This window comes from Pedobacter psychrodurus, assembly GCF_032678585.1.
In the GTDB taxonomy this organism is placed as follows: domain Bacteria; phylum Bacteroidota; class Bacteroidia; order Sphingobacteriales; family Sphingobacteriaceae; genus Pedobacter; species Pedobacter psychrodurus_A.
In genome coordinates this window covers 118,839-143,773 of sequence record NZ_JAVTSN010000011.1, presented here as the reverse complement: position 1 = coordinate 143,773, position 24,935 = coordinate 118,839, and the positions used below count along the sequence as shown (strand labels likewise).

Sequence of the window (24,935 nt, the reverse complement as noted above, 5' to 3'; positions counted from 1 at the left end):
AAAACAGGAGAAAGTCAGGAAAGTTGGAAAACCTTACTTTTTTTTTATAACAAGCTAATATCGCTAAATTTATAAAGTGCATTTAAAGCACATTCTCGCACATTAACCTAGTAAATCGAAAGTTAAACTTTCGATTTACTAGGTTAATGTATACATTTGTATATGTTGATTATCAGAAATCTTGCATCTCAATTAAGAAATAGGCTTAAAAAATCACCGGCTGTCGGTATTCTCGGACCGCGGCAGGTTGGAAAAACAACATTGGCAAAAGAATTAAGCAATGACTATATATATCTTGATATGGAAAATCCGAGGGATGTTGCTAAACTACAAGATGCTTATACTTTTTTTGAGAGTTTACAAGATCATACTGTAATTATTGATGAGGTTCAGTTGTTGCCGACACTATTTTCTCTACTGCGTCCATTAATCGATGCGAAGAGAACACCAGGAAGATTCATATTGCTTGGATCAGCATCGCCTGAATTGGTTAAAGGCGTTTCTGAAACATTGGCGGGTAGAATTTCTTATAACGAATTATGCACTATCGGACTGACGGAACTCCCAGATACAATAGGTTTGGAAGAGCATTGGTTTCGTGGTGGATTTCCGGAATCTTTATTGTCAGAGAATGACTTACTTAGCAAAGAATGGATTGATGATTTTATTGTAAGTTATGTGGAAAGAGACTTAGCAAAGATGTTTGGTGTAGATTTAGCCCCTACTTTGCTCAGGAATTTCTGGAGCATGCTTGCCCATTTAAATGGAAATTTATTTAACGGAGAATCCTTTGCAAGGTCATTAGGAGTAAGTGCACCTACCGTTAATAGATACTTGGACTTTTTAGAAGGTGGGTTTTTAATCAGACGTTTACAGCCATGGTTTGTGAATGCAAAAAAGCGATTAATTAAGTCTCCTAAGACTTATATAAGGGATACTGGCATTTTGCACCGTTTACTGAATATACCAGGTTATAGTGATCTGTTCGGTCACCCGGGCGTAGGAGCATCCTGGGAAGGTTATGTGATAGAACAAATTTATCAAGTAAAGGAAAAGCAGACTGAACTTTTCTTTTATCGGACCCAAACCGGGGCAGAATGTGATTTAATTCTTGTGCAGGGAGTTACTCCGGTTGCATGTATTGAAATTAAATTGTCAAATGCACCCTCGGTGTCTAAAGGATTTATCAGCTGCATAAAAGATCTTGAACCAAAATATAGGTATATCATTACGCCGAACAGTGAAACTTACTTATCATCAAATGAGATCACAGTAACCAATATTAGAAACTTCTTATTGGATATTCTACCTAAAATCCAATAAAAAAATCCCCGTTGAAATTCTTCAACGGGGATTTTGTCAACAATTAAGTCATCATAAATCCTTGACTTCGACGATGCTCAGTGCAAGCTAGCTCAGGATGACAGAACACTAAAATTATTATTTACCCGTAGCGGCCTGCATTGGGTTTTTACCAACGGATTGGCCTCTAACTGCTCCACCAGTTTTTGCTTTATACACTTTAAACTTGCTTTCTTTGGCTTTACCGCCCCAGGCATTGTTTGATGTATCAATATCAGCGGTTTCGCGCAGTGGATCAATTAAAATTGAAGCCACTTCTTTATCTTTTACATAAAACTTAGAAGTTTTCAATTCATTATGTCTCCAGATCTGAGCCGGAATACGGTCAATTTCTTTTGTGCCATCTTTATAGGTAAATTCAACAATTACCGGCATTACCAAGCCACCTTTATTGCTAAAACTTAACTCATACAAAAATTTGTTATCGTATTTGCCCTGATCGCCATCAGGAACAACTTCAACAGGCATCGACATATCCATTTTTGTCGCTATTGTAGTGTCAACGGTAACCAATCCCCTATCGTATTTATAATAGAAATCCTGTGCGGCAGTGTTCTTATCAGTATAGAAGTTGATTTTTTTATCCTCACGGTTTCTGATTTTTGAAATATCTTCAAAGGCATTAACAGCAGGTTTATCTATTTTCACCATTCTCGATCTTGCAGCAGGAACTTCTTTCGGGAAATCCGCTTTGGCAAATTTTACGCTATCCAATGAGATGTCGCAGGGATCAGTTCCGTAAAACCAACCTCTCCAAAACCAATCTAAATCTTCGCCACTGGCATCTTCCATGGTGCGGAAAAGATCAGCTGGTTCAGGGTGTTTAAAAGCCCATCTTCTTGAGTACTCTTTAAACGCATAATCAAAAAGCTCTCTTCCCATGATGGTTTCGCGAAGGATATTTAAACCCGTTGCCGGTTTTGAATAGGCATTCGGACCGAAACGGGCAATATTTTCAGAGTTGGTCATAATCGGTTCCAATTCATCTTTAGGTAATTTCATGTAATCTACAATGGTGTAGGCTGGGCCTTTTTTGCTTGGAAATTTATTGTCCCAAAGCTCTTCTGTTAAATATTCCACAAAAGAGTTTAAGCCTTCATCCATCCAGGTCCACTGGCGCTCATCGCTGTTAACGATCATTGGGAAAAAGTTGTGGCCAACCTCGTGTATTACCACACCTAACATGCCGTTTTTAGTGCTTTCGCTATATGTTCCATCAGCATCGGTACGGCCATAGTTGAAACAGATCATCGGATATTCCATTCCGTTAGCCGCCTCGATACTCTGTGCAACCGGGTATGGATAAGGAATGGTAAAATCTGAATAGGTTTTAATGGTGTGCGCTACGGCACGGGTAGAAAACTTGCTATAAAGACTATAAGCTTCTTTTCCATAAAAACTCATACACATTACAGTATTGTTGTTGGCCTGGATTTTTTGAGGCATGGCATCCCAGATAAACTTGCGTGAAGAAGTCCAGGCAAAATCGCGAACATTATTGGCATTGAAAACCCAGGTTTTTTTCGCGGTCGACTTTTTGGTTTCGGCTGTTTTGGCTTCTGCCAGGGTTTGGATTTCTACAGGCGCAGCTGCGGTTTTAGCCGAATTGTATCTGGCTAATTGTGTTGGATTTAAAACAGCGCTGTAGTTGATACACTCTCCGGTTGAACCTACCAAGTGATCTGCCGGAACGGTCATCTGCACTTTGAAATCACCGAAAGTTAGGGCAAATTCGCCTCTGCCGGTAAACTGATGGTTTTGCCATCCCTGAAAATCACTATACACACATAAGCGTGGATACCATTGCGTCATGGTGAACAGGTAGTTTCCATCCGTTGGGAAAAATTCGTAACCACCACGACCGCCAACGCTCATTCTGTCGGTAATTTTGTAATTCCAATCAATGTTAAAGATCAATTTCTGACCAGTTCTTAAAGCAACTGGCAAATCTACCCGCATCATCGTTTTGTTAACGGTGTATTTTAGGTTTTTACCTGTGGCATCAGTTAATTTGGTGATGTTGATCCCATAACCATTATTTCCTGTTGCACTTAACTGGTCTAAATTTTTGGTTGTGCCGGTAGCAGGCATTTTGGTGGCATCCTGATAGTTTGCGCTTTTATCGGTACTGTGCTCGTTTTCATCAAGTTGTAACCAAATGTACGTTAATGGATCTGGCGAATTGTTGGTATAGGTTACCGTTTCAGTTCCCGTTAACAATAAGTTTTTTTCATCCAGTTCACATTTGATGTTATAATCGGCACGTTGTTGCCAGTATTTAACACCCGGCGCCCCGCTAGCCGTACGCTGCTCATTGGGTGTAGGTAAAATGGTGCCCAGCTGTTCGAACTTATTTCCATGGTTACTCCCAGGATTGTTCAAAATGTTTTGGGCCATGGTCAAACTACCCGAAAAGAGTAAAAGACCGGTTAAAGTATACAGTTTATTCATCATATGTTTTGTTAAAAAGGAATTCTTTCCAAAGCCATTTTTAAAGCCAGGCTAAATACGGCTGCCGATACAAATAAAACCCAACTCAGGCGTTTTATCCGGGTATAGTTGAAAACGAAAAAGGTAACCAGCAAAATAATAATTACCATAAAAACCTGTCCGGCCTCTAGTCCAACATTAAAACCGAATAATCCCCAGCCAATATTCTGGTCTTTTGCCAGCATCATCCTGATTGAATTGGCAAAACCCATTCCGTGGATCAATCCAAAGCCCAATGCCAAAAAATAATTGATCTTAACAGATTTTAATGAAAAATTCTTCCTGAACAAATTACTTATCGCGGTTATTACAATGGTACAGGGGATTAAAAATTCTACCCATTTGCTCTCGAATCGGATAATATCTAAAACGCTTAAAAGTAAAGTTAACGAATGCCCAATGGTAAAAGCAGTAACCAGGATCAACACTTGTTTCAGGTTACGATAACTGTAAATGGCTACTAATGCTAAAACAAAAAGCTGATGATCTAGTGCATCCGCACTTACGATATGCTCCCAACCCAATTTGAAGTAAAAGATAAAATCTTGTAACGGCATGAAATAATAAGCTAACTATGGGACGTTAAATAGTTATAAAGCTTAAAATTATATTTTTAATTGTAAAAAGTCCAAATATCGTGTAAACAAAACCATAAATACCAAATTTGTTACTGATTTTTTGGTTATTTGCGGCAATTGTTTTCTTCAAACTTTAAATCTTAACTTTGTTTCCCATAAATCTCGAATATTGATGCGTAAATTTAAATATACCCTTTTGCTTTTATGCTGTGCTTTTTTTTCGGTTGAAGCGGGAATAAAACATCCTTTACATGTAAGCACAACTGAAGTGAACTTTAATGCAAAGGATAAAACGCTGGAGGTAAGCTGTAAGATTTTTTCGGATGACTTTGAAGCCATTTTGGCAAAGGTATACAAACAAAAAACCGATCTGAGCAATCCAAATATGAAGACTGCGATGGATGAACTGGTTAAAAAATACCTGCTTTCCCATTTACAATTAAAAGCCAATGGCAAAGCCGTTACCCTGAGTTACGTTGGGTTTGAGATCGATCATGAAGCCACCAATATTTACCTGGAAGTGGATAAAGTTGTCGCTGTAAAATCGGTTGAGGTTAGCGATACTATTTTATATGATATGTTTGATGATCAGATGAGTATAGTGCATATAGTGAAGGGGGCTAACCGTAAAAGCACCAAAATTCTTTATCCTGAAAAGAAATTCACAGCAAACTTTTAATTGTAATTTTTGTATTAATTAACGGTTCAATGTTAAATTACCGTTAACTTTATTAGGCGGTATTGGTGAGTTAATATTGGCTGGGAAATATTTCTTGTAATCTTTTTTTAAATACCGCGTTGTTAAAATAAGTTATGCATCTAATCATCTTCTCCAACATATTAACACCTCGGATAAAATATATCTTCAATTTTATTTTAAAAGATATTCTTAAAGCAGAAGTAGAGTTTACGGGCAACAGCCAATATTTTCTGCAGAGCGAGCACATCAGAATCAGTTACGGTGATGAGCCTTTAGGCGATGAACTTTTTTTTAAAGCTACAGCTTTGCTTTTCGCTAATAAACTGGAAGAAATTAAACTCAAAACGGTTTCTTTTGGAGAATATCAGGTTCCTTTTCCTGTTGAGCGGTCTGCATTACCATTTGATGTTTTTGCAGCATCTTTTTTTATGATCAGCCGTTATGAGGAGTACCTCCATCAACAAAAAACAGAAGAAGAATTTAAGCCGTCAAAAAGTTACCAGTATAAATGGAGGATTTTAGATAAACCGATCGTTGATGAATGGGCATTAATCATCAAGAGTGTCATTAAGAAGAAACACCCAGACTTTAAGTTTCACGAAAAAAAATTTCAACATCAGCCAACTGTTCATTTCAATATTGTACCCAATTTGCCTGAAGGTTTCTTCAGTAGGACCAAATTTATTTTCAGTGCTGTTTTTAGGAAAGAGAATAATTACCTGAGTTCACAATTTGATAGGCTAACCGGAATAGGGATCAATAATGAACAGGTTCTCAACCAGGTTAGCCAATTGTTTGCGTCAAAAAAAAGCAGGCCACTATATTTTGTCGATTTTCCCGATGTTCCGATGGATTATATTAGGGTTAACGGAGTTGCTAAAACATTAAATGATCAATCGGTTGGCCTATTAAGGCCTTGTGCGAACAACAAGGAAAAAATGACCGGCATTAAAGATGGATTGATTAAGCTCAAAAAGTGCTATCCAAATGCAATCCCATTAACCAGTCAACAGTTAGAAACATTGAAATTCCCGATATGTTATTTAAATATCCTGAATTCGGGTATCACTTCCGATTACTCCATGGGTTATGATAACGTACCTGGGTTTAGGGCAGGAACCTGTACGCCGTTTAACTGGTATGATCTGCAGCTCGAGAAAGTAACCCCTTTGGTGGTTAATTCTTATTGTTTAACCGATTATATCCTTCAATTTTTAACACGCGAAGCAGCTACCAAAATACTACATCAATATATCAATGCCGTGAAAGTAGTAAACGGCACCTTTTACAGCAGCTGGAATTTGAAAAGTTTATCAGATTATCCTAAATACAAAAAGTTAAGATCACTGTTCGGAGAAATGCTGAGTTACGTGGGGAATTGATTTTAATTTTAAGCATATTCAGCTTAAAATTGCTAATTTTAATCATTGCTAAGGCAAATCTATCTATAAGTACCGAAAAACAAATGCCATGATTTTTGATGTAAGCAAAACAAAATCTATCGCCAACACCTTTATTGCCGAACTTCGGGATGAAAATATCCAGAAGGATTCCATGCGTTTTCGCAAAAATCTGGAAAGGCTTGGTGAGTTTTTTGCCTACGAAATCAGTAAATCACTTCAATATACCACCAAAGAGATTGTAACTCCGCTAGGCGTGTCACCTTGTGAAGTTTTAGCGCAGCAACCGGTTTTAGCAACAATACTTAGAGCTGGCCTGCCCTTACAACAAGGTCTGCTTAATATTTTTGATCAAGCAGAATGTTGTTTCATATCGGCCTATCGGAAAGTGAAAAAGAGCGGCGATTTCGTCATTCAAATGGATTACATTTCTACTCCGGATCTAGATGGAAAGGTGTTAATTATGGCCGACCCGATGCTGGCCACCGGGCAAAGCATGGTAATGTGCTGTAAAGAATTGATGAACCGCTATAAAATTGCCGAACTGCATATCGTTGCTGCAATTGCCAGTACCGAGGGGGTAACGCACGTACGTGCCAATCTGCCCAAAGCTAAACTTTGGCTTGGTGCCATTGATGAAGAGATGACCAGTAAATCTTACATCGTTCCCGGGCTAGGTGATGCCGGGGATCTGGCTTATGGAGAAAAGGTTTAGTCCGCAGTCTTAAGTCTATAGTCCATGAATATCCTCTTTGTGTGCAGTAGAAACAAATGGCGTAGTGCCACTGCCGAAACCATTTATAAAAACCATGCTGATCACCAGGTACGGTCTGCCGGAACTGAGCCATCAGCCAGAATTAAAATCAGTGCAAAACTGATCATCTGGGCAGATCTGATCTTTGTAATGGAGAAAAAACATAAACAAAGAATCGCTGAACGTTTTCCTGAAGAGCTCTATGAAAAGGAAATAATCATCCTGGATATACCGGATGATTATCAGTATATGGATGAAGAGCTTATTGAGGAGCTTAACGCAAAAGTGGCCGATTATTTATAAATCAAAAATCATTAGGCTACCTTTGTGAAAATCATCACCCATGAAAAAACACATTTTCTTTGATCTTGACCATACCATTTGGGACTTTGACCGCAATGCTGAAGAAACATTAAATGAGCTTTATCAAACCTATAAATTAGATACGCTTGGGCTTACATCCTGCTCCGATTTTATCGCCACCTATACCGAAAATAACCACCAGCTATGGGCCGATTATCATTTGGGTAAAATCACTAAAGATTTTTTAAGATCGGAGCGCTTCAGTAAAACCTTTATTCAGCTGGGTATTCATCCCGATGCCGTTCCACATCAGTTTGAAGATGATTATGTAAATATTTCGCCTACCAAAACAAACTTATTCGAAGGGGCAGAAAACGTTCTGGCTTACCTACAGCAGAAATATACATTACACATTATTTCAAATGGGTTTAAGGAAACCACCTTAACCAAAATGAATCTGTCTAAACTTAACTCCTATTTCGAAAACGTAATTATCTCAGAAGATGTGGGCGTGAACAAACCTAATCCCATCATTTTTGAATATGCACTGGATAAAGCAAAGGCGTTAAAAGCCGAAAGCATCATGATTGGGGATAGTCTTGAAGCTGATATTTATGGTGCTTTGAATTTTGGGATGGAGGCTATTTTTTTCAATCCCCTGCAGAAAGAAAAACCTGAAGATGTAAAACGGGAAATCGTTCATCTTGAAGAATTGTTAAAGCTTTTTTAGCCGTACTCCTTTTTTGTTTGGTTTTGGCATTCGTTTGGCATAAGTTCAAAACACACACAAATGAAACCTTAATTAAAATGAAGAAAACCATCTTTTTAGGATTGGCAATGCTTTTTGCTACCCTAACGTTCGCTCAGAAAAACCGCAGTGCAGCCGAAGTATTCCTGCAAATTGTTAATCCAGGCAAGTATAACGTGTATTTGGACGATGAACTTGTTGCATCTGCCAATGGTAGGTTCCGTTTTTACGATGTATACAATACCGTCCCAATATTATCTATTATTCAGGGCAATACTGTAGTTTTAAAACAGCGGATAAGGGTGATCCCACAGCAACGGCTGGTGTTAAGTTTTGATGATAAACGGTTAATTACTTTAAAGCAGTTAACAATCTATCGCAACAGGCAATACGCACTTGATGATTTTGATGCTTATACCGGAGACTATAATACCGGGATTGTTCCGCCGCGGCCACCAAGGCCAGAGTTAAACCGATTATTATCCGATGAAGCTTTTGAGGCATTTTTAACGCAGTACAGAAAGGAAAATTTTGATGATAGCAGATCGAGAATGATCAAGGTAGTTAGCAAAAATTCGTCCCTGTTAACTGCACAGGTAAGGATACTGTTAAAATCTTTTAGCTTTGATGATGAACGCTTGAGAGTGGCCCAGAACCTTTATAAAAATATTGCGGATCCTCAAAATTACTTTACGCTATCTGATATTTTCATTTTCCCGTCAAATAAGGAAGACTTCTTAAAATATTTGGAGAAGCAGTAATTCGGCTTATCTTTATTCAATGACAGCTGCAAAAATAAAGGCATCGATACATCAAATCGTCGATGCCTATAAATCGAAATTATCTAATTATCCGGAAGATATTTTTCAAAGCATTCCGCCTATTGCGGGCTGGAGTTATAGCGAAGTATATTCGCACATTTTCGATTCGAGCCTGCTTTCATTAATTGCGCTCGAGCATGCCGCAAATGGTAAGGGTGAAAAAAGACCTACACATTTTATTGTAAAACTGATTTTACTTTTAGGCTCCCTGCCACCGGCAAAAAAATACAAAGTTCCGAAACGATTGGCTGAGCGGGTTAAAAAAATCAGTAAAACAGAAGCACTCGATTTTGTTTTAGAGTTTGAAAAGGCCCTGGATGATAACTATCCTTTAATAGCCAATGCAAACGCTGATTGCAAAACAAAGCACCCCAGATTGGGTTATCTAAACGCCAAACAATGGTTAAGGTTTATCGAAATTCATTTGAAACATCATTTAAAACAGTTAGAAAGAATAGAAAAGAGCTTTCAGGCGTAAATTAATTTCGCCATATTTGGGTAAATTAATCTCAGTCCCATGAAATACGCTTTTTATCTGTTAGCCACAATTGTTCTTTGCGCTTGCAACAGCGAAAAGAAAGAAACCGCTCAAGCGGTTATCCCAACACCTACCGGCATACAGGGACTACAAAAAAGCAATGCTGTTCAGCCAGTGGCACAATCAGCTAAAAGTAGTCTGATTTTTAATCCACCACATGGCGAAGCCGGACATACCTGTGCATTGGCTGTTGGGGCACCTTTAAATCAAACGGCCACAGTTCAACCCCAACAGAAAGTTACTCCACAAGCGGTACCTGCTCCGGCAGCCCCTGTTGTAAATACCTCAGGTAAAAAATTAAACCCTAAACACGGAGAACCCGGTCATAGATGTGATATTGCTATTGGCGCACCTCTGGATAGCAAACCTACTCAGGTTGTTACTACCCAGCCTGCTGTAACACAAACTGTAGGAGTAAAAACGGCAAAGGGTTTAAACCCACCTCATGGTCAACCGAACCACAGATGCGACCTTGCCGTGGGTGCTCCTTTAAATAGTAAACCTGTTCCGGCGGTAAATACTGTTCCAGTGCCAACACCTGAAGTTAAAACAACAGAGACCAAGGTTTTGGAAACCAAGAGCGAAGGGAAGTAATTATTTCATTTGTATAACCTATTTTATCAAACTACATTCATTAGTAGCGTATATTGGGGAAATCTACCTTTGCTTTAACAAACTGATTTTCCATTTCCGTGGTCCAACCAAAAGCAGTAGTTGCTTGCTGTTTTAAATTTTTTCCTGCTGCACCGCTCCAAAAATGTACAAATTCACCCCAATTCATGTCCCTTGTATAATCAGAGCCATTTGATGGAAAATTTTGTGCAAGTAATACAAAGAATTTATTCAAAGTAGCTGTACCCCCATTATTGGCGTAAATAGGATAAAACCAATTTTTGAACCATTGTGTATTAGCCTTTGGAAAATTATCAACCGTGGCCATACACTTGGCATACCATCGATCAGCATCACTTGTTAAACCAAGTTTCTTGTACACGTCGTACTGATAAATCTCCATCCACTTACTATCTCCCCATATTTTAAACGCTGGCGAATTGTGTTTGCCTTTAGAAGCAAATTCAACAATATGGCCTACCTCATGCGTTACAATATCTTTCTCATTAGCTGTAAAATCAACCCATGCATTTTTGCCGGATAAACCAACATCAATAACATTTTTGTTGTCATGACTGCTATCAAAATAATTAGAGGGATGACCTCCGGGATATCTAGCGGTGTGAAAGATTGCGAATAGCCGACCATCTTCTCCAAAATTACCGTAAACATTTTTTGTGTACTGCCAAACTCTTGTTAAATAATCGTTAGGCCAACTGATAGACTTATTTACATCTTTATCGTAATAAACTACTAAATCGTCGTTATAAAATACACGATTTAATAACTGATTATGCTCAAACCAGTGTTCCTGCCAGCTTGATGGTGGCTCACTTACTACAGGTGAATCATTATTGCCCTTTTTACAAGAACTGAAGATTAAAAAGACAGATACAAAGCAATTAATAATTTGGTTCTTATTCATATCCTTAGGTTTAGCCTAAATAATTAACAGATTAAGTTTATAAATGTTTAGACCGCTTTTCAGTATGGCGGTAGTGACAAACATTTTTTACATCTTTGCGTTAATGAAATTACCCGCCATAAAAGGTTTTAACGAAGAAGCATTTAACAAGTATTTAAAAAATACCGGTTGGTTAATGTTCGGGCGGATTTTAAGCATGCTGGTCGGTTTTGTGGTGGCCAGGTTTTTAGGTCCTGTATCCTTTGGCGATCTAAGCTTTGCAGATGCATTTACGGCAATAGCTGCGGCTATCGGTGCCCTGGGTCTAGATACTTTTATCATCCGGGAAATCATCAACGATCCATTAAAAAAGGATGAAATACTTGGAACTTCCTTGTTTTTAAGATTAGGCGTTAACCTGCTGCTGATTCCTATTTCTATCTGTTTGTACCTTTTGTTTCATCACGTATCTGATAATCCGGGTGCTCCACTTACTTATGTTGTAACGCTTTTGTCTTTTGCGGCATTTTTCAAGTCATTTAACGTGATCGATTCCTATTTTCAATCACAGGTACAATCCAAGTATGTTGTTCAGGTGCAGAATATCTGTGTGATTCTTTCGGCATTGATAAAAATAGTTCTGGTAATTTTGCATCTTCCAGTAATCTGGTTTGCCTGGGCATTGGTTTTTGACGGATTTATTTTAGCCTTTGGTTTGATGGTGATGTATCGGGTAAAGGGATTTGACATGTCTAAATGGCATTTCAAAAGAAGCAGGGCCAAATCCTTACTTAAACAATCCGCGCCACTTATTTTATCAGCAGTAATGGTTTCTATTTATATGAAGATAGATCAGGTGATGTTAAAAACTGAAGGAAGTAAAGCTGTGGGCATTTATGCTGCAGTGGCAAAAATAAGTGAGGCCTGGTACTTTATACCTGTTGCCATCGTAACTTCGGTTTTTCCTGCGCTGATTCTTGCCAGAAAAACAGACCATGAACGGTATTTAAAACGGTTGCAAAACCTATACGACCTGCTGGTTGCAATAAGTTTGCCGGTTGCCGTGGTGATTACTTTTTCATCTTCGCTTATTATCAACATTATCTACGAAAAGCGTTTTGAAGGCGCAGAGGCCATGTTGCCGATCCATATTTGGTCGGGTATATTTGTGTTTCTAGGTAGCGCCAGTTCCCAGTTTTTGCTTGCGGAGGGTTTTACCAAAATATCATTTTATAGAACGGCCGTTGGTGCTATATTAAACATATTGCTCAATTTGTGGTTAATCCCTTTATATGCCGGTGTTGGGGCCTCAATTGCTACATTAATAGCCTGTGCAAGTTCTGCATTTTATCTTTTATTTATTCCTAAAACCAGGCAACAAGGTATAATGATGTTAAAATCATTATTTTTGGTCACAGCATTTCAAAAAATATTTAAACGTTGAGTACTCTTAAAGCATTAACCACACTAATTGCTAAGCCAGACAGGCTTAAGGCATTATTATCTTACGGACATAAAGGCTACCTGAACAGCATTGGCTGGTTCACTGCTTTTGATAAGAAACAGGCCGTAGATGGCAAAGGAAAAGCATTGCCTTGGGTAACGTATTCGTTTATCGATTTTATCAGAGAACGGATCAATAAAACACAGCACATTTTTGAATATGGCTCTGGTAGCTCAACTATTTTTTATGCCGAGCGGGCAGGCTCTGTAACTTCGGTAGAGCATGATAAGGGCTGGTTCGACAAGGTGAAAAATACTAGTCCGGGTAATGCCGAGATGATATTCTGTCAATTGGAAAAAGATGGTGAGTATGCTAAAAAAGCTTCCTTACTGGGTAAAAAGTTCGATATTATTATAGTTGATGGCCGCGACCGCGTAAACTGTTGCAAGTATAGTGTTGATGCTTTATCCGCAAATGGTGTATTGGTTTTGGATGATAGCGAGCGTGAAGTGTATAGTGCTGCCCGTGTGCTGTTAAAAGCACAAGGTTTCAAAGAAATTAGCTTCAGCGGCATTTCGCCAGGTCTTTTCTACGAAAAAGCTACGTCCGTTTTCTATAAACAGGATAATTGTTTAGGCATTTAAATCAATCAGGATCATGTTAAGTGAAGAAGTAAAAACGGCCTACGATAATTTTTATACCAATAGCGATGTAGCATGGCGAATGCTCGGCGCCAAATATAAAGCCCGGAATATTGTTGATGTTTGCAAAGGATTAAAACCTAAAAAAGTACTTGAAGTTGGCGCAGGTGATGGCAGTATATTACACTTTTTAAACGAATGGCATTTCGCCCCTGAACTGTATGCTTTAGAAATTGCACAGAGCGGTGTCGACATTATAAAAGACCGTAAGCTTGGCAGTTTAAAGGACGCGCAAACCTTTGATGGTTATAAAATCCCTTATGAAAATGATACTTTCGACCTGGTTATCCTTGCACACGTTTTAGAACATGTAGAACATGAAAGAATCCTGATCCGTGAGTTGAAAAGAGTGGCAAAATACATTGTTGTGGAAGTGCCAAAAGATTACCGTTTTGGCGTAGACCAGAGGATGAAACATTTTTTGGATTACGGACACATCAACATGTATACGCCCACTTCTTTAAGGTTTTTACTGCAGAGCGAAGGCCTGGAGATTTTAGAGGATAAAGTTTCGATGACTACCCCTGAAACGGTAAAATTTAACGAGTTTGTAAACAGAAAAGCACCAAAAACGTTTTCTAAGAATTTAAAAATCGAGCTCGAATACCGCATTAAAAAAACATTGGGTAATCTTTTTGGAAAGAAAAAACAAGAACAGTTTGCCAATGCATATACCGTGCTAACCAAAAAATCGGATCATAACTTACATATATTTTAGGTAATTTAACATAAACGTTGGAAGATCGTCATTTCGAGCGGAGTCGAGAAATCTATCTTGATAGATCTCTCCCCGCCTGTACGGGCAGGCATTCCGCGGTGCTCCAGTCGAAATGACGATGAGCGACAACAATTGGCCAATTTATTGATATGGTTAACTTATAAACAAAAATGCAAAACCTTGCTCCCATAGCACTTTTCGTATATAACCGTCCGCAACATACCGAGCGGACGATCAAATTCCTGCAACAAAATGAACTGGCAGCCGAAAGCCATCTGTACATCTTTTCTGATGGTGCAAAAACAGTTCAGGAGGAGAAAAATGTTGCTGCAGTTAGAAAAATTATCAATAAAACAGGTGGTTTTAAATCGGTTAAGGTAATTGAAAGAAAAGATAACGCCGGATTGGCCAATTCGGTTATCGCAGGTGTGAGCCAGTTAATTGAAGAATACGACCAGGTGATTGTTTTTGAAGATGATCTGATTACCTCACCACATACTTTGCCCTATTTTAATGATGCTTTAAACCGATATCGCGAAGAAGATCAGGTAATGCACATCGGTGCATATATGTATCCTTTAAAGAATGAAAAACTCTCTCAATCTTTTTTTTACCGGGCTGCCACAAGCTGGGGATGGGCTACCTGGGGAAGAGCGTGGAAGAACTTCGAACCTGATATTGATATCCTTTTAAAACAGTTTGATAAAAAGAAACGTGTGGTTTTTTCTATCGATAATAAAATGAATTTCTGGAAACAGATGCAGGAATTTAAAAAAGGCAAAAATAACAGTTGGGCCATCAGATGGTATGCCTCGATCTTTCTAAAAGGTGGTTTAACACTTAATCCATCACAATCCCTTGTTAATAATATTGGTCACGATGGTACGGGCGTGCATTCGGGTATAAACGATATTTATAATGTCATTATCAACCCAAAACCAATTGTCGAATTCCCAACGGTAATTGCCGAAGATCCTATCGCCTACAAAGCCATTAAAAGCTTTTTAATCAAACGGAAAGGCAATATGGTAACCCGTGTAAGGCGATTTGTAAAGGAGAAACTCGCGCAATATTTCTCAAAGAAATAATTTACCCGATATAGCTATTTGTTGTAAGCAATTAAAAAAATGACAAACCTTTTTTTAATTGCCCGTGTTGCTTTTATACATCGAAACTATAAAAAAATAACAACATGAAAACGACAACAGCAACTGCAGAAGTATTAAATGACCTGGTTCAAATCAATAACGACCGTATCGAAGGTTATGAAAAAGCGCGTCAGGAATTAAAAGATGGCGACGCAGATCTGAAAACGCTATTTTTAAATATGATTGCCGAAAGCCAAAAATATAAGCTGGCTTTAGCCACAGAGGTAGCTGCATTGGGCGAAGATATTGAAACAGGAACAACCAACTCTGGTAAAATTTACAGAGCATGGATGGATGTTAAAGCCATATTTACAGGGCACGACCGTAAAACAGTTTTAAACAATTGTGAATTTGGTGAAGATGCTGCCCAAAACGGATATAAAATGGCTCTGGAAGAAGAAGATCTTCCATCTAATATAAGAGAACTGATTTCTGATCAAAAAGCATCTTTAAGAAAATCGCATGATGAAATTAAAAGATTACGCGATACGCAGGCATAAGTGAGCGATATATAAAAACGGAAAAACCTCCTTCGATTAATCATTCGAAGGAGGTTTTTTACTGTAATTTTCGTCATGCTAAACTTGTTTCAGCATCGATTTGGTCCTGAAATAAATCCTTAAGCTTCCAGTTCCCGGTCTAAATGTTCGGTAACACGCTGAATCGTATTATCGATCGTATTGCTTAAAATGGTCAAGTAAGAGCCTTTTTCAGCAGTTTCGATCGCAATCTGCAAACACTCTGTACTTTTATTGTTGATGACGATTTCTTTATTCGGATCTACTTCTTTAATGCCTTTTACCAGTAAATCGACCAAATCCTGTTGTTGCCTGCCGCGCAGGTATTTCTCCTGACAGATGTAGATTTTATCAAACATCTGTGCCGAAATGCGGGCAGTTTCGATGATATCCTCATCCCTTCTATCCCCTGTTGCTGAAATAATACCCACTTGCTTGGTCGCTTCTACGCCTTGTAGAAAACCTTTTACGCCATTAAATCCATCAGGGTTGTGCGCAAAGTCTACTAAAACTTTAAACTCCTTAAACCTGAAAATATTCATTCTTCCAGGCGTATGTGCTGCCGAAGGGATAAAGGTTTCTAATGATAAACGTATATCTTCTGGTTTATAACCCCATAAATAAGTAGCAAGCGTTGCCGCCAGTACATTCTGGATCATAAAGTTTACTGAACCTCCAAAAGTTAATGGAATGTGAGTGGCTTTATCAACCCTTAATTTCCAATCGCCTGTTTTGATGGTGATGTAGCCGTTTTCGTAAATCGCAGCGATACCACCTTTTCTGCAATGTTCTTTAATTACAGGATTGTTTTCATCCATGCTAAAATAAGCAACATTACAACGGGCATCTTTACCAATGCGTACGCAATAACCATTATCTGCATTTAATACGGCCCAGCCTTTACGGCGAACTGCACCAATTACCACCGCTTTAACGCGGGTTAAATCGTCAAGATTATGGATGTCGGAAATACCCAGGTGATCTTCCTGAATATTGGTTACCACACCGATATCACAGGCATTAAAACCTAAGCCTGCCCTTAAAATCCCACCACGGGCAGTTTCTAAAACCGCAAACTCTACAGTTGGGTCTTTTAAAATAAATTCAGCACTAACAGGCCCGGTGGTATCACCTTTCATCAACATGGTGTTGTGCACATACACGCCATCACTGGTGGTAAAGCCTACACGTTTACCGTTACTACGGATAATGTGTGCGATTAAACGGGTTGTAGTAGTTTTTCCATTTGTTCCGGTTACGGCGATAATCGGAATCTGCGATAATTTTCCCTGAGGATACAACATATCGATAACCGATGCGGCAACGTTTCTCGGCAAGCCTTCGCTTGGAGCCAGGTGCATCCTAAATCCGGGCGCAGCATTCACCTCTAAAACGACACCGCCATTTTCGGTCAGTGGCTGTGTAAGGTTCTGCGCCATAATATCGATACCGCAGATATCCAGTCCAATTACCCTCGAAATCCTTTCGCAAATAAAAATATTCTGTGGGTGAACAATATCAGTTACATCGATAGACGTTCCACCAGTACTCAAATTTGCCGTTGATTTTAAATAAACCACCTCTCCTTTTTCAGGAATGGTTTCTAGTGTATATTCTTTTTTAGCCAGTAAATCTAAAGTATCACGATCAACAGCAATTTCTGTTAATACGTTTTCGTGGCCATAACCACGGCGTGGGTCTTCGTTTTCCTTATCAATAAGCTCTTGAATGGTATGGATTCCGTTTCCTCTTACATGTGCAGGATCGCGTTGTGCAGCTGCAATCACTTTATGATCGATTACCAGTACACGAAAATCGTAGCCAGTAATAAATTTTTCGATAATGACCCTTCTAGAATAGGTTTTGGCATATTCGAAAGCAGCTATCGAATCTTCCATCGTTTTCACATTGATGGTTGCGCCCTTGCCATGATTGCCATCCAGCGGCTTAAAAACCAGAGGGAAGCCAACTTTTTTCACTGAGGCCTCCAAATCATCAATATTAGAAATGGTAACACCAGAAGCTACCGGAATTGCTGCTTCGGTAAGCAAACGTTTGGTCTCTTCTTTATTACTGGCAATGTCTACAGCGATGCTACTGGTTTTTTCGGTCATGGTGGCCCTAAAACGGACCTGGTTTTTTCCATAGCCCAATTGCACTAAAGAGCTTTTGTTCAGCCGGATCCATGGGATACTTCTGCTCACTGCCTCTTCTACAATAGAACCCGTACTTGGGCCTAAAGCTTCTAACTCACGAATCTCCTTCATCCTGCGGATGTCGTGCTCCAAATCGTATTCTTCGTTATTGATTAGGGCTTCGGCTATTTTAACAGCAGCTTCGGCAGCGTAAACGCCAACTTTTTCTTCCAGATAGCTGAATACAACATTGTAAATGCCTTCTGTTTTGGTTTGGCGTGTTCTGCCAAAACCGGTTTCCATACCAGCTAATGTTTGGATTTCTAAAGCGATGTGTTCAATTACATGGCCCATCCACGTCCCTTCCTTAACTCTGGTAAAAAAGCCGCCTTCAACACCTTTAGAACAGCGATGGGTGAACATGCTTGGCAACAATTTTTCGATCCGCTCACTAAACCCATCTATTATGTTAGTTGGTTTCTGCTCCATATCCTCCAAATCCAATCGCATTTGGATCAGTTTTTTCCGGCTAATCGACCATATATTTGGTCCTCTTAATACTTGTATGTTTGATATCTTCATGTAATGTTTTGTTCGTTTTTGATCTAAAAAAAGGATTTGGAAAGGTCCTTTTTCCTCAATTTAGAGAATAAAATTGATGACTGTAAAATATGCATTTATTTTCAAAATAGACGTTCCATTTAGCTAAATCAATTTTAAGGTCTATTTGTTTTATTTTCAAGCACTATAACGTTAATTTTTCGTTAGATTATTTTAACGTTTGTTAATAAATTGAATATTCTTGACAAAAAAAGTCGTGTTTTTTATCTTAAGCCTATATATTTGGGTTTTTTGATACAATTATAATACACAAAGAATGGTTCCGAAAGGTAAACTCATCATTATTGGCGGCGCAATAAATACAGGTAGCTTCGCAGAAACGCAATTTGGACTGCCTGAAAACATGAATTTTTTTGAGCGTGGAATTCTGAAACGGATTACTACAGAATCAGTTAGAGACATTCAGTCCCGCTTCGAAATCATTACCACAGCCTCATTAATGCCAGAAAAGGTTGGCGAAGAATACATCAAGGCTTATGCACAGTTAGATGTTCATAATGTGGGGGTGCTAAATATCACCAATCGCGAAGAAGCCAATTCTGATGAAAATTATGAACGTATCAAAGCCGCAGAGGTCATTATTTTTACTGGCGGCGATCAACTCCGTCTTTCTTCTATTTTCGGAGGGACAAAAATCCACCAGATTTTGCTCGAAAAATATAGAAATGAACCTGTTGTAATTGCGGGCACCTCTGCCGGGGCGGCAGCAAGCTCTAAAAATATGATTTATCAGGGTAGCAGTAAAGATGCTTTGTTGAAGGGTGAAGTAAAAATTACCGGCGGATTGGGCTTTATTGATGACGTTATTGTAGATACACATTTTGTTCAACGTGGTAGAATCGGTCGTTTATTATATGCCGCGGCCAGTAATCCTGGTATTTTAGGCATCGGCCTTGGTGAGGATACCGGTCTTTTTATTTCCGACGGACATACCATGGAAGCCATCGGCTCAGGAATGGTGATTTTAGTAGACGGACGCAACATGGCCGATACCAATTTAACGGATGTAGAAATGGGGCAACCGGTTTCGATCAAAAATATGGTGGTACATGTGATGTGTGATGGTGATGTTTATGATTTAACAGATCACAGCTTGGTGATCCACCATCCAAAAGTTATTCCGATATCCTAAAAAGGTTTAAGGTGGAGGGTTTAGGGCTTAAGGTCTAAAGTCTCATATCAAATGTCTCAATACTCAAATCTAACAGATGAAACTCATCATACACGGAGGCTTCTTTAGCGAGTCGTCTACCAATCAGGAAACAAAAAAGGCAAAACAAGATGCATTGTCTTCGATTGTAACACTTGGGCACGAATATTTAAAAACACACACGGCTTTAGAAACTGTTGTGTACACCGTTGCATTGCTGGAAGATAATGAATTATTTAACGCGGGCACTGGTTCGCAGATCCAGAGTGATGGAAAGGTGAGGTTAAGTGCTGCTTTAATGGATGGTAAAACAGAAAAGTTTAGCGGGGTAATCAATGTAGAGGATGTTAAAAATCCAATCGAAATTGCTCAAGATCTATTGAGTTACGATGACCGTGTGTTGAGCGGAGCTGGCGCACAGCAATTTGCCAGAACAAATGGATTTGAATATTTCAACCCCATTACACCACAACGCCAATCGGAGTATGAAGCCAAATTAAACCAGAAAAACAATAAAGGAACCGTTGGTTGTGTGGCGCTCGATGCAGATGGAAATTTAGCAGCGGCAACTTCAACAGGTGGTAAAGGATTCGAAATTCCCTGCCGGGTAAGCGACTCTGCAACCGTTGCGGGCAACTATGCAAACCAATATGCAGGCATTTCTTGCACAGGAGTTGGCGAAGATATTGTAAGCGGCGCGCTGGCTGCTAAAATTGTAACACGTGTTACAGACGGTTTTTCTTTAAAAGATGCGTCAGATAAATCTTTTGCTGAACTTAAGGCTTTTGATGGCTTTGCAGGTGTTGTGGGCATATCTGCACAAGGCGAAGTTTACCACTGCGACTCACATCCGTATATGGTTTGGGCCTCATTTGATGTTAATTTACAGGTATTTAGCTAAAATTAGAATTAAAGTATTATTTTTGTTGCATGACCAAAATTGTATTGGCCTTTATAGGCCTTTTTGCATCATTACAATTACAAGCTCAAAATATAGAAAAATCTGATAACCAGGAACCAAATGGAGGTAATGCTATAAATATAGCGGTATCTAAATTTGATCTGGAAGACGGGAATTCTTTTTTTGAAGAAGCTGAAGATTTGGAGCGAAAAGGAGATTATAATGAGGCACTTACTTTGTTTGGAAAAGCAGCTTTCGAATATAATTCTGTAAAAAATTTCAATAGATACGGGCAGGCGATCATCAAAATGAGCAGCATGCATTATCAGTTGGGCCGCTTTACCGATGCCGAACAGATTCTTTTGAACGTAGCTTTAAAAAACTATTCCAAAACAGGTAACCGGGCGGGTGTAATGAATACTTACAGTCTTTTAGGTAAGGTTTACCTGGCCAATACGAAATATACGCAGTCGATGTGGTTTTACACCCAACAAGGCATCCTGGCAAAACAGTTAAAAAGCAATAACTCCTATATCGAATCGATCCTGGGCATTGTTCAGGTTAAAATTAAAAAGAAAGATTTTACACTTGCATTAAGAGATCTGAAATCTGCTGAATGGCTGGCCAATTCCATCAAAACCACTCAGTACAAAACGCAGATCAAGGATGCCAGAGAGATGATCGCAAACAAAACGACGGTCAAAAAGGTAAATCAAAGCTAATCTTATCTTTGTCTTTCATTCATTACCTTCCTACATTACGCTTATATAGCCGTTTTAGGTCTGTAATGAGTCAAATTTTGATTAATGATCAAAACAAAAAATAACTCTCAACGTTCTCCTATAGAAATTGTTAAATAAAAAGCTTTTAGTTAGATTTGATAAAGTTTTAACAAGAGACGGTAATAATGCTGTCTCTTTTTTGTTTTTTTGCTAAAATGGTATCATATTGGCTATATAGAATTGGAAATGGATTTTAAATCGTTTAAAGAGATGTTAAAGAGAATATTTTTTGTAATTTTTACTGCAGCAGTACTTGCTTGTCATGCTGCACCTAAAACTCAGCCCATGGTTGAGGGTGTTACCAATGTGAAACCGGATGAGCAACAGCAACTTGTTATTAAAGAGGTTGTAAATTTGATCGAGAGCTATAATTACAAAAAAATCCAGATCAACGATTCTATTTCTTCTATCATTTTAGATAAGTATATCAAATCATTAGATCAGGGAAAAAATTATTTTCTTGCTTCTGATATCAAAGAATTTGAAAAATACAGATACACATTAGACGATGATTTTAAAAATGGCGATTTAAGCGGTCCATTCTTCATCTATAACGTTTACGCCAAAAGGTTAAATGAATATTTCACTTATTCTTTAGCGCAGATTAAAAACAAGTACGATTTTAACCAAACCGATACCTATGTATATGATAGAGAGAAAATGCCCTGGGCAGTTTCTTCAACAGCTTTAAACGATACCTGGAAAAAACGTGTTAAATACGAACTGATCAATTTAAACCTGGCAGGAACTGCTGAGGCGAAAAACGTAGAAACATTAACCAAACGTTATCAGAATTTACAATCGCAGACTTCAAAAACCAACAATCAGGATGTTTTCCAGATTTTGATGGATGCCTTTACCGAATCGATTGATCCGCATACCAATTATTTCAACCCAAGTAATGCTGTTGCATTTAACGAAGACATGTCGCGCTCTTTCGAAGGGATTGGTGCACGGTTACAGTTAGAGAATGAAGTTGTTAAAATTTCTGAAATTATCGCAGGTGGACCAGCTTTTAAAGGCAAACAGTTAAGTGCGGGTGACCGTATTATAGCTGTAGCGCAAGGCGATGGCGAATTTGTTGATGTTGTGGGCTGGAGATTAGACAATACGGTAACGAAAATTAAAGGCCCTAAAGGCACAAAAGTTCGTTTAAAAGTTATTCCTGTAGGAAAAGAAATGTCGTCGAAACCGGTAATTATCGAATTGGTTCGTGATAAAATTATCCTGGAAGAAACTTCTGCCAAGAAAAAAGTAAAAACAATCAACAGTAACGGTAAAGACGTTAAAATTGGAATTATTACTTTGCCTGCATTCTATGCTGATTTTAAAGCGGCAAATGCTGGTGACAAAAATTATAAAAGTACCACCCGTGATGTAAGAAAACTGATCGATTCATTGAAAACTTACGATAAGGTAAATGCAATTGTATTGGATTTACGTGGTAATGGCGGGGGTTCTTTAGTGGAGGCCATTTCATTAACAGGTTTATTTATTGATAAAGGCCCTGTTGTTCAGGTAAAAGATTTACGTGGCAAAATTGAAGTAGACGAAGATGAAAACAGTGGTGTAGCATGGGATGGCCCATTCGGTGTAATGGTAGACCGTTTAAGCGCATCAGCATCCGAAATTTTTGCCGGAGCAATTCAGGATTACGGCCGTGGTATTATTATGGGTAGCCAAACCTATGGTAAAGGTACTGTTCAATCTTCTATCGATTTAAACAAATTGGTAAATCCAAGCATGTTGCAAAGGGTAGCCGGTTTAGTGTCTAAAGATAAAACAGTTGGTACTTCACCAAGCGGCGCTAATCCTGCCGATATCAATTTAGGTCAGATCAACTTAACCATGGCTAAATTTTACCGTGTAGCAGGTAGCAGTACGCAGCACAAAGGTGTAACACCTGATGTTGTTTTCCCTTCAGTTTATCCAATGGATAAAATAGGAGAAGATACAGAGCCATCTGCACTGCCTTGGGATGTTATTCCAAGTTCTAACTTCAAAGCGGTTGCTAATTTAACAGCGGTTAAAGCACAACTGACTAAAAACAGTGAGCAACGTATTGCCAGTTCGTTAGATTTCAAATATCTGAAACAAGATATTGCAGATCTTAAAAAACGTGATGATGAGGTTTCTGTAACGTTAAACGAAGCCAAGCTTAAAGCTGAACGCGAAGCCCAGGAGGTAAAAACCCTTGCCAGACAGAATGAATTAAGGGCATTGCGAGGATTGCCTGCAATTAAAAAGGGAGATAAAATTACCAAACAAGACGCTTACGATTTTATCGAAGATGAATCGTTAAAAGTAATGGGCGATTTTATGCAACAATCTGGTAGTTATGTAATGAACTTAGGCTTGATGCCAAAGAATAACTAATTAGAAATATCTATAACATAAAAAGCCGCTTTAGCAAAACTAAAGCGGCTTCTTTGTTGGTATCAGAGTTGTCAACTTTAACAACCGGTTCGCTAGAAAGTTGACAACTCTAAAATTATATTAGGCCCCGTTTTTTATGGTGCCGGATATTTCTATACCTCACTCGACGATATTATATCTTTTTAATTTGTGCTAACTGTCAGATGGTAACATCTGACAGCACTTCAAAACAGACTAGCCCTTCTTCGCAGATGGTTCAGTTTGTTTATTTAACTGCATGGCCATCATTTCTTTCATGGTTTTATTCATGCCATCGGCACTACCATCGAGGAAAATCACATTTCCATCGCCATTCTCTGCAAAGTGTTTAATCGATTCTGTCCACATCGTGAATAAGATTACTGAAATGTCCAAATTGGCCTGTTCCATTTCTTGTGCGGCTTTGCTCATACCATGCGCTACTTCAGCACGGAATAAGGCAATACCTTGTCCACGTAGTTGGGCAGCCTCACGTTCGGCAGTAGCAGCAATTTTAATGGCATTACCATCAGCCTCTGCGGCTTTAGTTTTGGTAATCAATAAAGCCTGACCTTCGTTCTCAGCAGCAGCTTTTAAATTGTTTGAGGCTACCACGCGGCTCATTGAGCGCATAATTTCTTCATCAAAGGTAATATCGTTCAACTGAAGATCCTGAAGGTGATAACCCCAGCCATCTAAAACCTGATCAATCTGTTCCTTCACGTGAAGTACAATTTCGTTCCGCTGTGCCAATACGTTGGCCTGTTTTTGTGTAGCTACATATGCCCTGATCGAACCTTCGATGGTCCTGATCAATGCTTGCATCAGGTTCGTGGCATCAACAAATTTAAATGCTACATTTTTGATGGTTTCTTCATCCTGGTTTACTACAGAGTATAGGAGCATGGCCTTAAAATATACATTGGCCTGATCTTGGGTAACCGCTTGGAACGAAAGTTCTACAGAGCGGTTTTGGATAGAAATGCGCGAATAAATCTGCTCTATTAATGGGATTTTAAAGTTTAAACCTGGTCTTAATTGACGACGGTACTTACCGAAAACCGTTACCACCGCAATGGTTCCCTGTTTAACGGTAACAAACGAGCTGAGTAGGATGATAAATGCTACAATGGCTACAATGTAAATGGTGTATTGCATAATTAGATTTTTTTTATGAAGTTATAAAAAATTCATACAAACTACACCTGGCATT

General features: G+C 38.8%; 23 protein-coding genes. 18 read left to right on the top strand and 5 right to left on the bottom strand.

Features of this window, described 5'->3' with window-relative positions; translation table 11 throughout:
- Positions 1-162 precede the first annotated feature (162 nt).
- Positions 163-1,323, top strand: coding sequence for an ATP-binding protein (locus R2S57_RS09685; RefSeq protein ID WP_316844848.1), 1,161 nt, complete (start codon positions 163-165; stop codon positions 1,321-1,323).
- A gap of 117 nt (positions 1,324-1,440) precedes the next feature.
- Here R2S57_RS09685 and R2S57_RS09680 read toward each other — a convergent pair whose 3' ends face one another.
- A complete protein-coding gene (locus R2S57_RS09680) occupies positions 1,441-3,816 on the bottom strand; it encodes a M1 family metallopeptidase (protein WP_316844847.1) in 2,376 nt (791 codons plus the stop codon).
- Between the two features lie 8 nt (positions 3,817-3,824).
- Entirely contained in the window at positions 3,825-4,409 is a 585-nt protein-coding gene (locus R2S57_RS09675; RefSeq protein WP_316844846.1) for a HupE/UreJ family protein, read from the bottom strand.
- Between the two features lie 193 nt (positions 4,410-4,602).
- On the opposite strand from R2S57_RS09675, the gene R2S57_RS09670 reads away from it, so the two are divergent.
- The 8 genes from R2S57_RS09670 to R2S57_RS09635 all read left to right on the top strand — a co-directional run bounded on the left by R2S57_RS09670 (position 4,603) and on the right by R2S57_RS09635 (position 10,288).
- Positions 4,603-5,109: a DUF6702 family protein gene (locus R2S57_RS09670; protein WP_316844845.1), complete on the top strand. Its 507-nt coding sequence runs from the start codon at positions 4,603-4,605 to the stop codon at positions 5,107-5,109.
- A 134-nt stretch (positions 5,110-5,243) separates the two neighbouring features.
- Positions 5,244-6,512, top strand: coding sequence for a DUF7033 domain-containing protein (locus tag R2S57_RS09665; RefSeq protein ID WP_316844844.1), 1,269 nt, complete (start codon positions 5,244-5,246; stop codon positions 6,510-6,512).
- An 88-nt stretch (positions 6,513-6,600) separates the two neighbouring features.
- Complete coding sequence (upp, locus tag R2S57_RS09660; RefSeq protein ID WP_316844843.1) at positions 6,601-7,245, top strand: uracil phosphoribosyltransferase; 645 nt, start codon at positions 6,601-6,603, stop codon at positions 7,243-7,245.
- 24 nt (positions 7,246-7,269) lie between these two features.
- Complete coding sequence (locus R2S57_RS09655; RefSeq protein ID WP_316844842.1) at positions 7,270-7,587, top strand: protein tyrosine phosphatase; 318 nt, start codon at positions 7,270-7,272, stop codon at positions 7,585-7,587.
- 40 nt (positions 7,588-7,627) lie between these two features.
- Positions 7,628-8,317 (top strand): YjjG family noncanonical pyrimidine nucleotidase, encoded by a 690-nt coding sequence (locus R2S57_RS09650; RefSeq protein WP_316844841.1) that lies wholly within the window; start codon positions 7,628-7,630, stop codon positions 8,315-8,317.
- Between the two features lie 77 nt (positions 8,318-8,394).
- Positions 8,395-9,096, top strand: coding sequence for a DUF4476 domain-containing protein (locus tag R2S57_RS09645; protein ID WP_316844840.1), 702 nt, complete (start codon positions 8,395-8,397; stop codon positions 9,094-9,096).
- 19 nt (positions 9,097-9,115) lie between these two features.
- Positions 9,116-9,634, top strand: a complete 519-nt coding sequence (locus R2S57_RS09640; RefSeq protein WP_316844839.1) for a DinB family protein — start codon at positions 9,116-9,118, stop codon at positions 9,632-9,634.
- 39 nt (positions 9,635-9,673) lie between these two features.
- Positions 9,674-10,288 carry a hypothetical protein gene (locus R2S57_RS09635; RefSeq protein WP_316844838.1) on the top strand — a complete coding sequence of 205 codons (615 nt, stop codon included), beginning with the start codon at positions 9,674-9,676 and terminating at the stop codon, positions 10,286-10,288.
- Positions 10,289-10,328: 40 nt separating this feature from the next.
- Here R2S57_RS09635 and R2S57_RS09630 read toward each other — a convergent pair whose 3' ends face one another.
- Positions 10,329-11,231 (bottom strand): hypothetical protein, encoded by a 903-nt coding sequence (locus tag R2S57_RS09630; RefSeq protein ID WP_316844837.1) that lies wholly within the window; start codon positions 11,229-11,231, stop codon positions 10,329-10,331.
- Positions 11,232-11,334: 103 nt separating this feature from the next.
- Here R2S57_RS09630 and R2S57_RS09625 point away from each other — a divergent pair, with 103 nt between their 5' ends.
- The 5 genes from R2S57_RS09625 (at position 11,335) to R2S57_RS09605 (ending at position 15,721) form a co-directional block, all read left to right on the top strand.
- Positions 11,335-12,654, top strand: coding sequence for a flippase (locus tag R2S57_RS09625; RefSeq protein ID WP_316844836.1), 1,320 nt, complete (start codon positions 11,335-11,337; stop codon positions 12,652-12,654).
- Positions 12,651-13,298 (top strand): FkbM family methyltransferase, encoded by a 648-nt coding sequence (locus tag R2S57_RS09620; protein ID WP_316844835.1) that lies wholly within the window; start codon positions 12,651-12,653, stop codon positions 13,296-13,298. Before R2S57_RS09625 ends, R2S57_RS09620 begins: the two co-directional genes overlap by 4 nt.
- Positions 13,299-13,311: 13 nt before the next feature.
- Positions 13,312-14,073, top strand: coding sequence for a class I SAM-dependent methyltransferase (locus tag R2S57_RS09615; protein WP_316844834.1), 762 nt, complete (start codon positions 13,312-13,314; stop codon positions 14,071-14,073).
- A 170-nt stretch (positions 14,074-14,243) separates the two neighbouring features.
- A complete protein-coding gene (locus R2S57_RS09610; protein WP_316844833.1) occupies positions 14,244-15,161 on the top strand; it encodes a glycosyltransferase in 918 nt (305 codons plus the stop codon).
- Between the two features lie 104 nt (positions 15,162-15,265).
- Positions 15,266-15,721: a PA2169 family four-helix-bundle protein gene (locus tag R2S57_RS09605; RefSeq protein ID WP_316844832.1), complete on the top strand. Its 456-nt coding sequence runs from the start codon at positions 15,266-15,268 to the stop codon at positions 15,719-15,721.
- Positions 15,722-15,840: 119 nt separating this feature from the next.
- Here the strand turns inward: R2S57_RS09605 and cphA are convergent, their stop codons facing one another.
- Positions 15,841-18,456, bottom strand: coding sequence for a cyanophycin synthetase (gene cphA / locus R2S57_RS09600; protein ID WP_316844831.1), 2,616 nt, complete (start codon positions 18,454-18,456; stop codon positions 15,841-15,843).
- A 295-nt stretch (positions 18,457-18,751) separates the two neighbouring features.
- Between cphA and R2S57_RS09595 the strand changes: the two genes are divergently transcribed.
- The 4 genes from R2S57_RS09595 (at position 18,752) to R2S57_RS09580 (ending at position 23,704) form a co-directional block, all read left to right on the top strand.
- Positions 18,752-19,627 carry a cyanophycinase gene (locus R2S57_RS09595; RefSeq protein WP_316844830.1) on the top strand — a complete coding sequence of 292 codons (876 nt, stop codon included), beginning with the start codon at positions 18,752-18,754 and terminating at the stop codon, positions 19,625-19,627.
- Positions 19,628-19,703: 76 nt separating this feature from the next.
- Positions 19,704-20,546 carry an isoaspartyl peptidase/L-asparaginase gene (locus R2S57_RS09590; protein WP_316844829.1) on the top strand — a complete coding sequence of 281 codons (843 nt, stop codon included), beginning with the start codon at positions 19,704-19,706 and terminating at the stop codon, positions 20,544-20,546.
- 29 nt (positions 20,547-20,575) lie between these two features.
- Positions 20,576-21,268, top strand: coding sequence for a hypothetical protein (locus tag R2S57_RS09585; protein ID WP_316844828.1), 693 nt, complete (start codon positions 20,576-20,578; stop codon positions 21,266-21,268).
- Positions 21,269-21,538: 270 nt separating this feature from the next.
- Positions 21,539-23,704, top strand: coding sequence for a carboxy terminal-processing peptidase (locus tag R2S57_RS09580; RefSeq protein WP_316844827.1), 2,166 nt, complete (start codon positions 21,539-21,541; stop codon positions 23,702-23,704).
- A gap of 234 nt (positions 23,705-23,938) precedes the next feature.
- On the opposite strand, the gene R2S57_RS09575 is transcribed toward R2S57_RS09580, so the two are convergent.
- Positions 23,939-24,880 carry an SPFH domain-containing protein gene (locus tag R2S57_RS09575; protein WP_316844826.1) on the bottom strand — a complete coding sequence of 314 codons (942 nt, stop codon included), beginning with the start codon at positions 24,878-24,880 and terminating at the stop codon, positions 23,939-23,941.
- Positions 24,881-24,935: the final 55 nt, after the last annotated feature.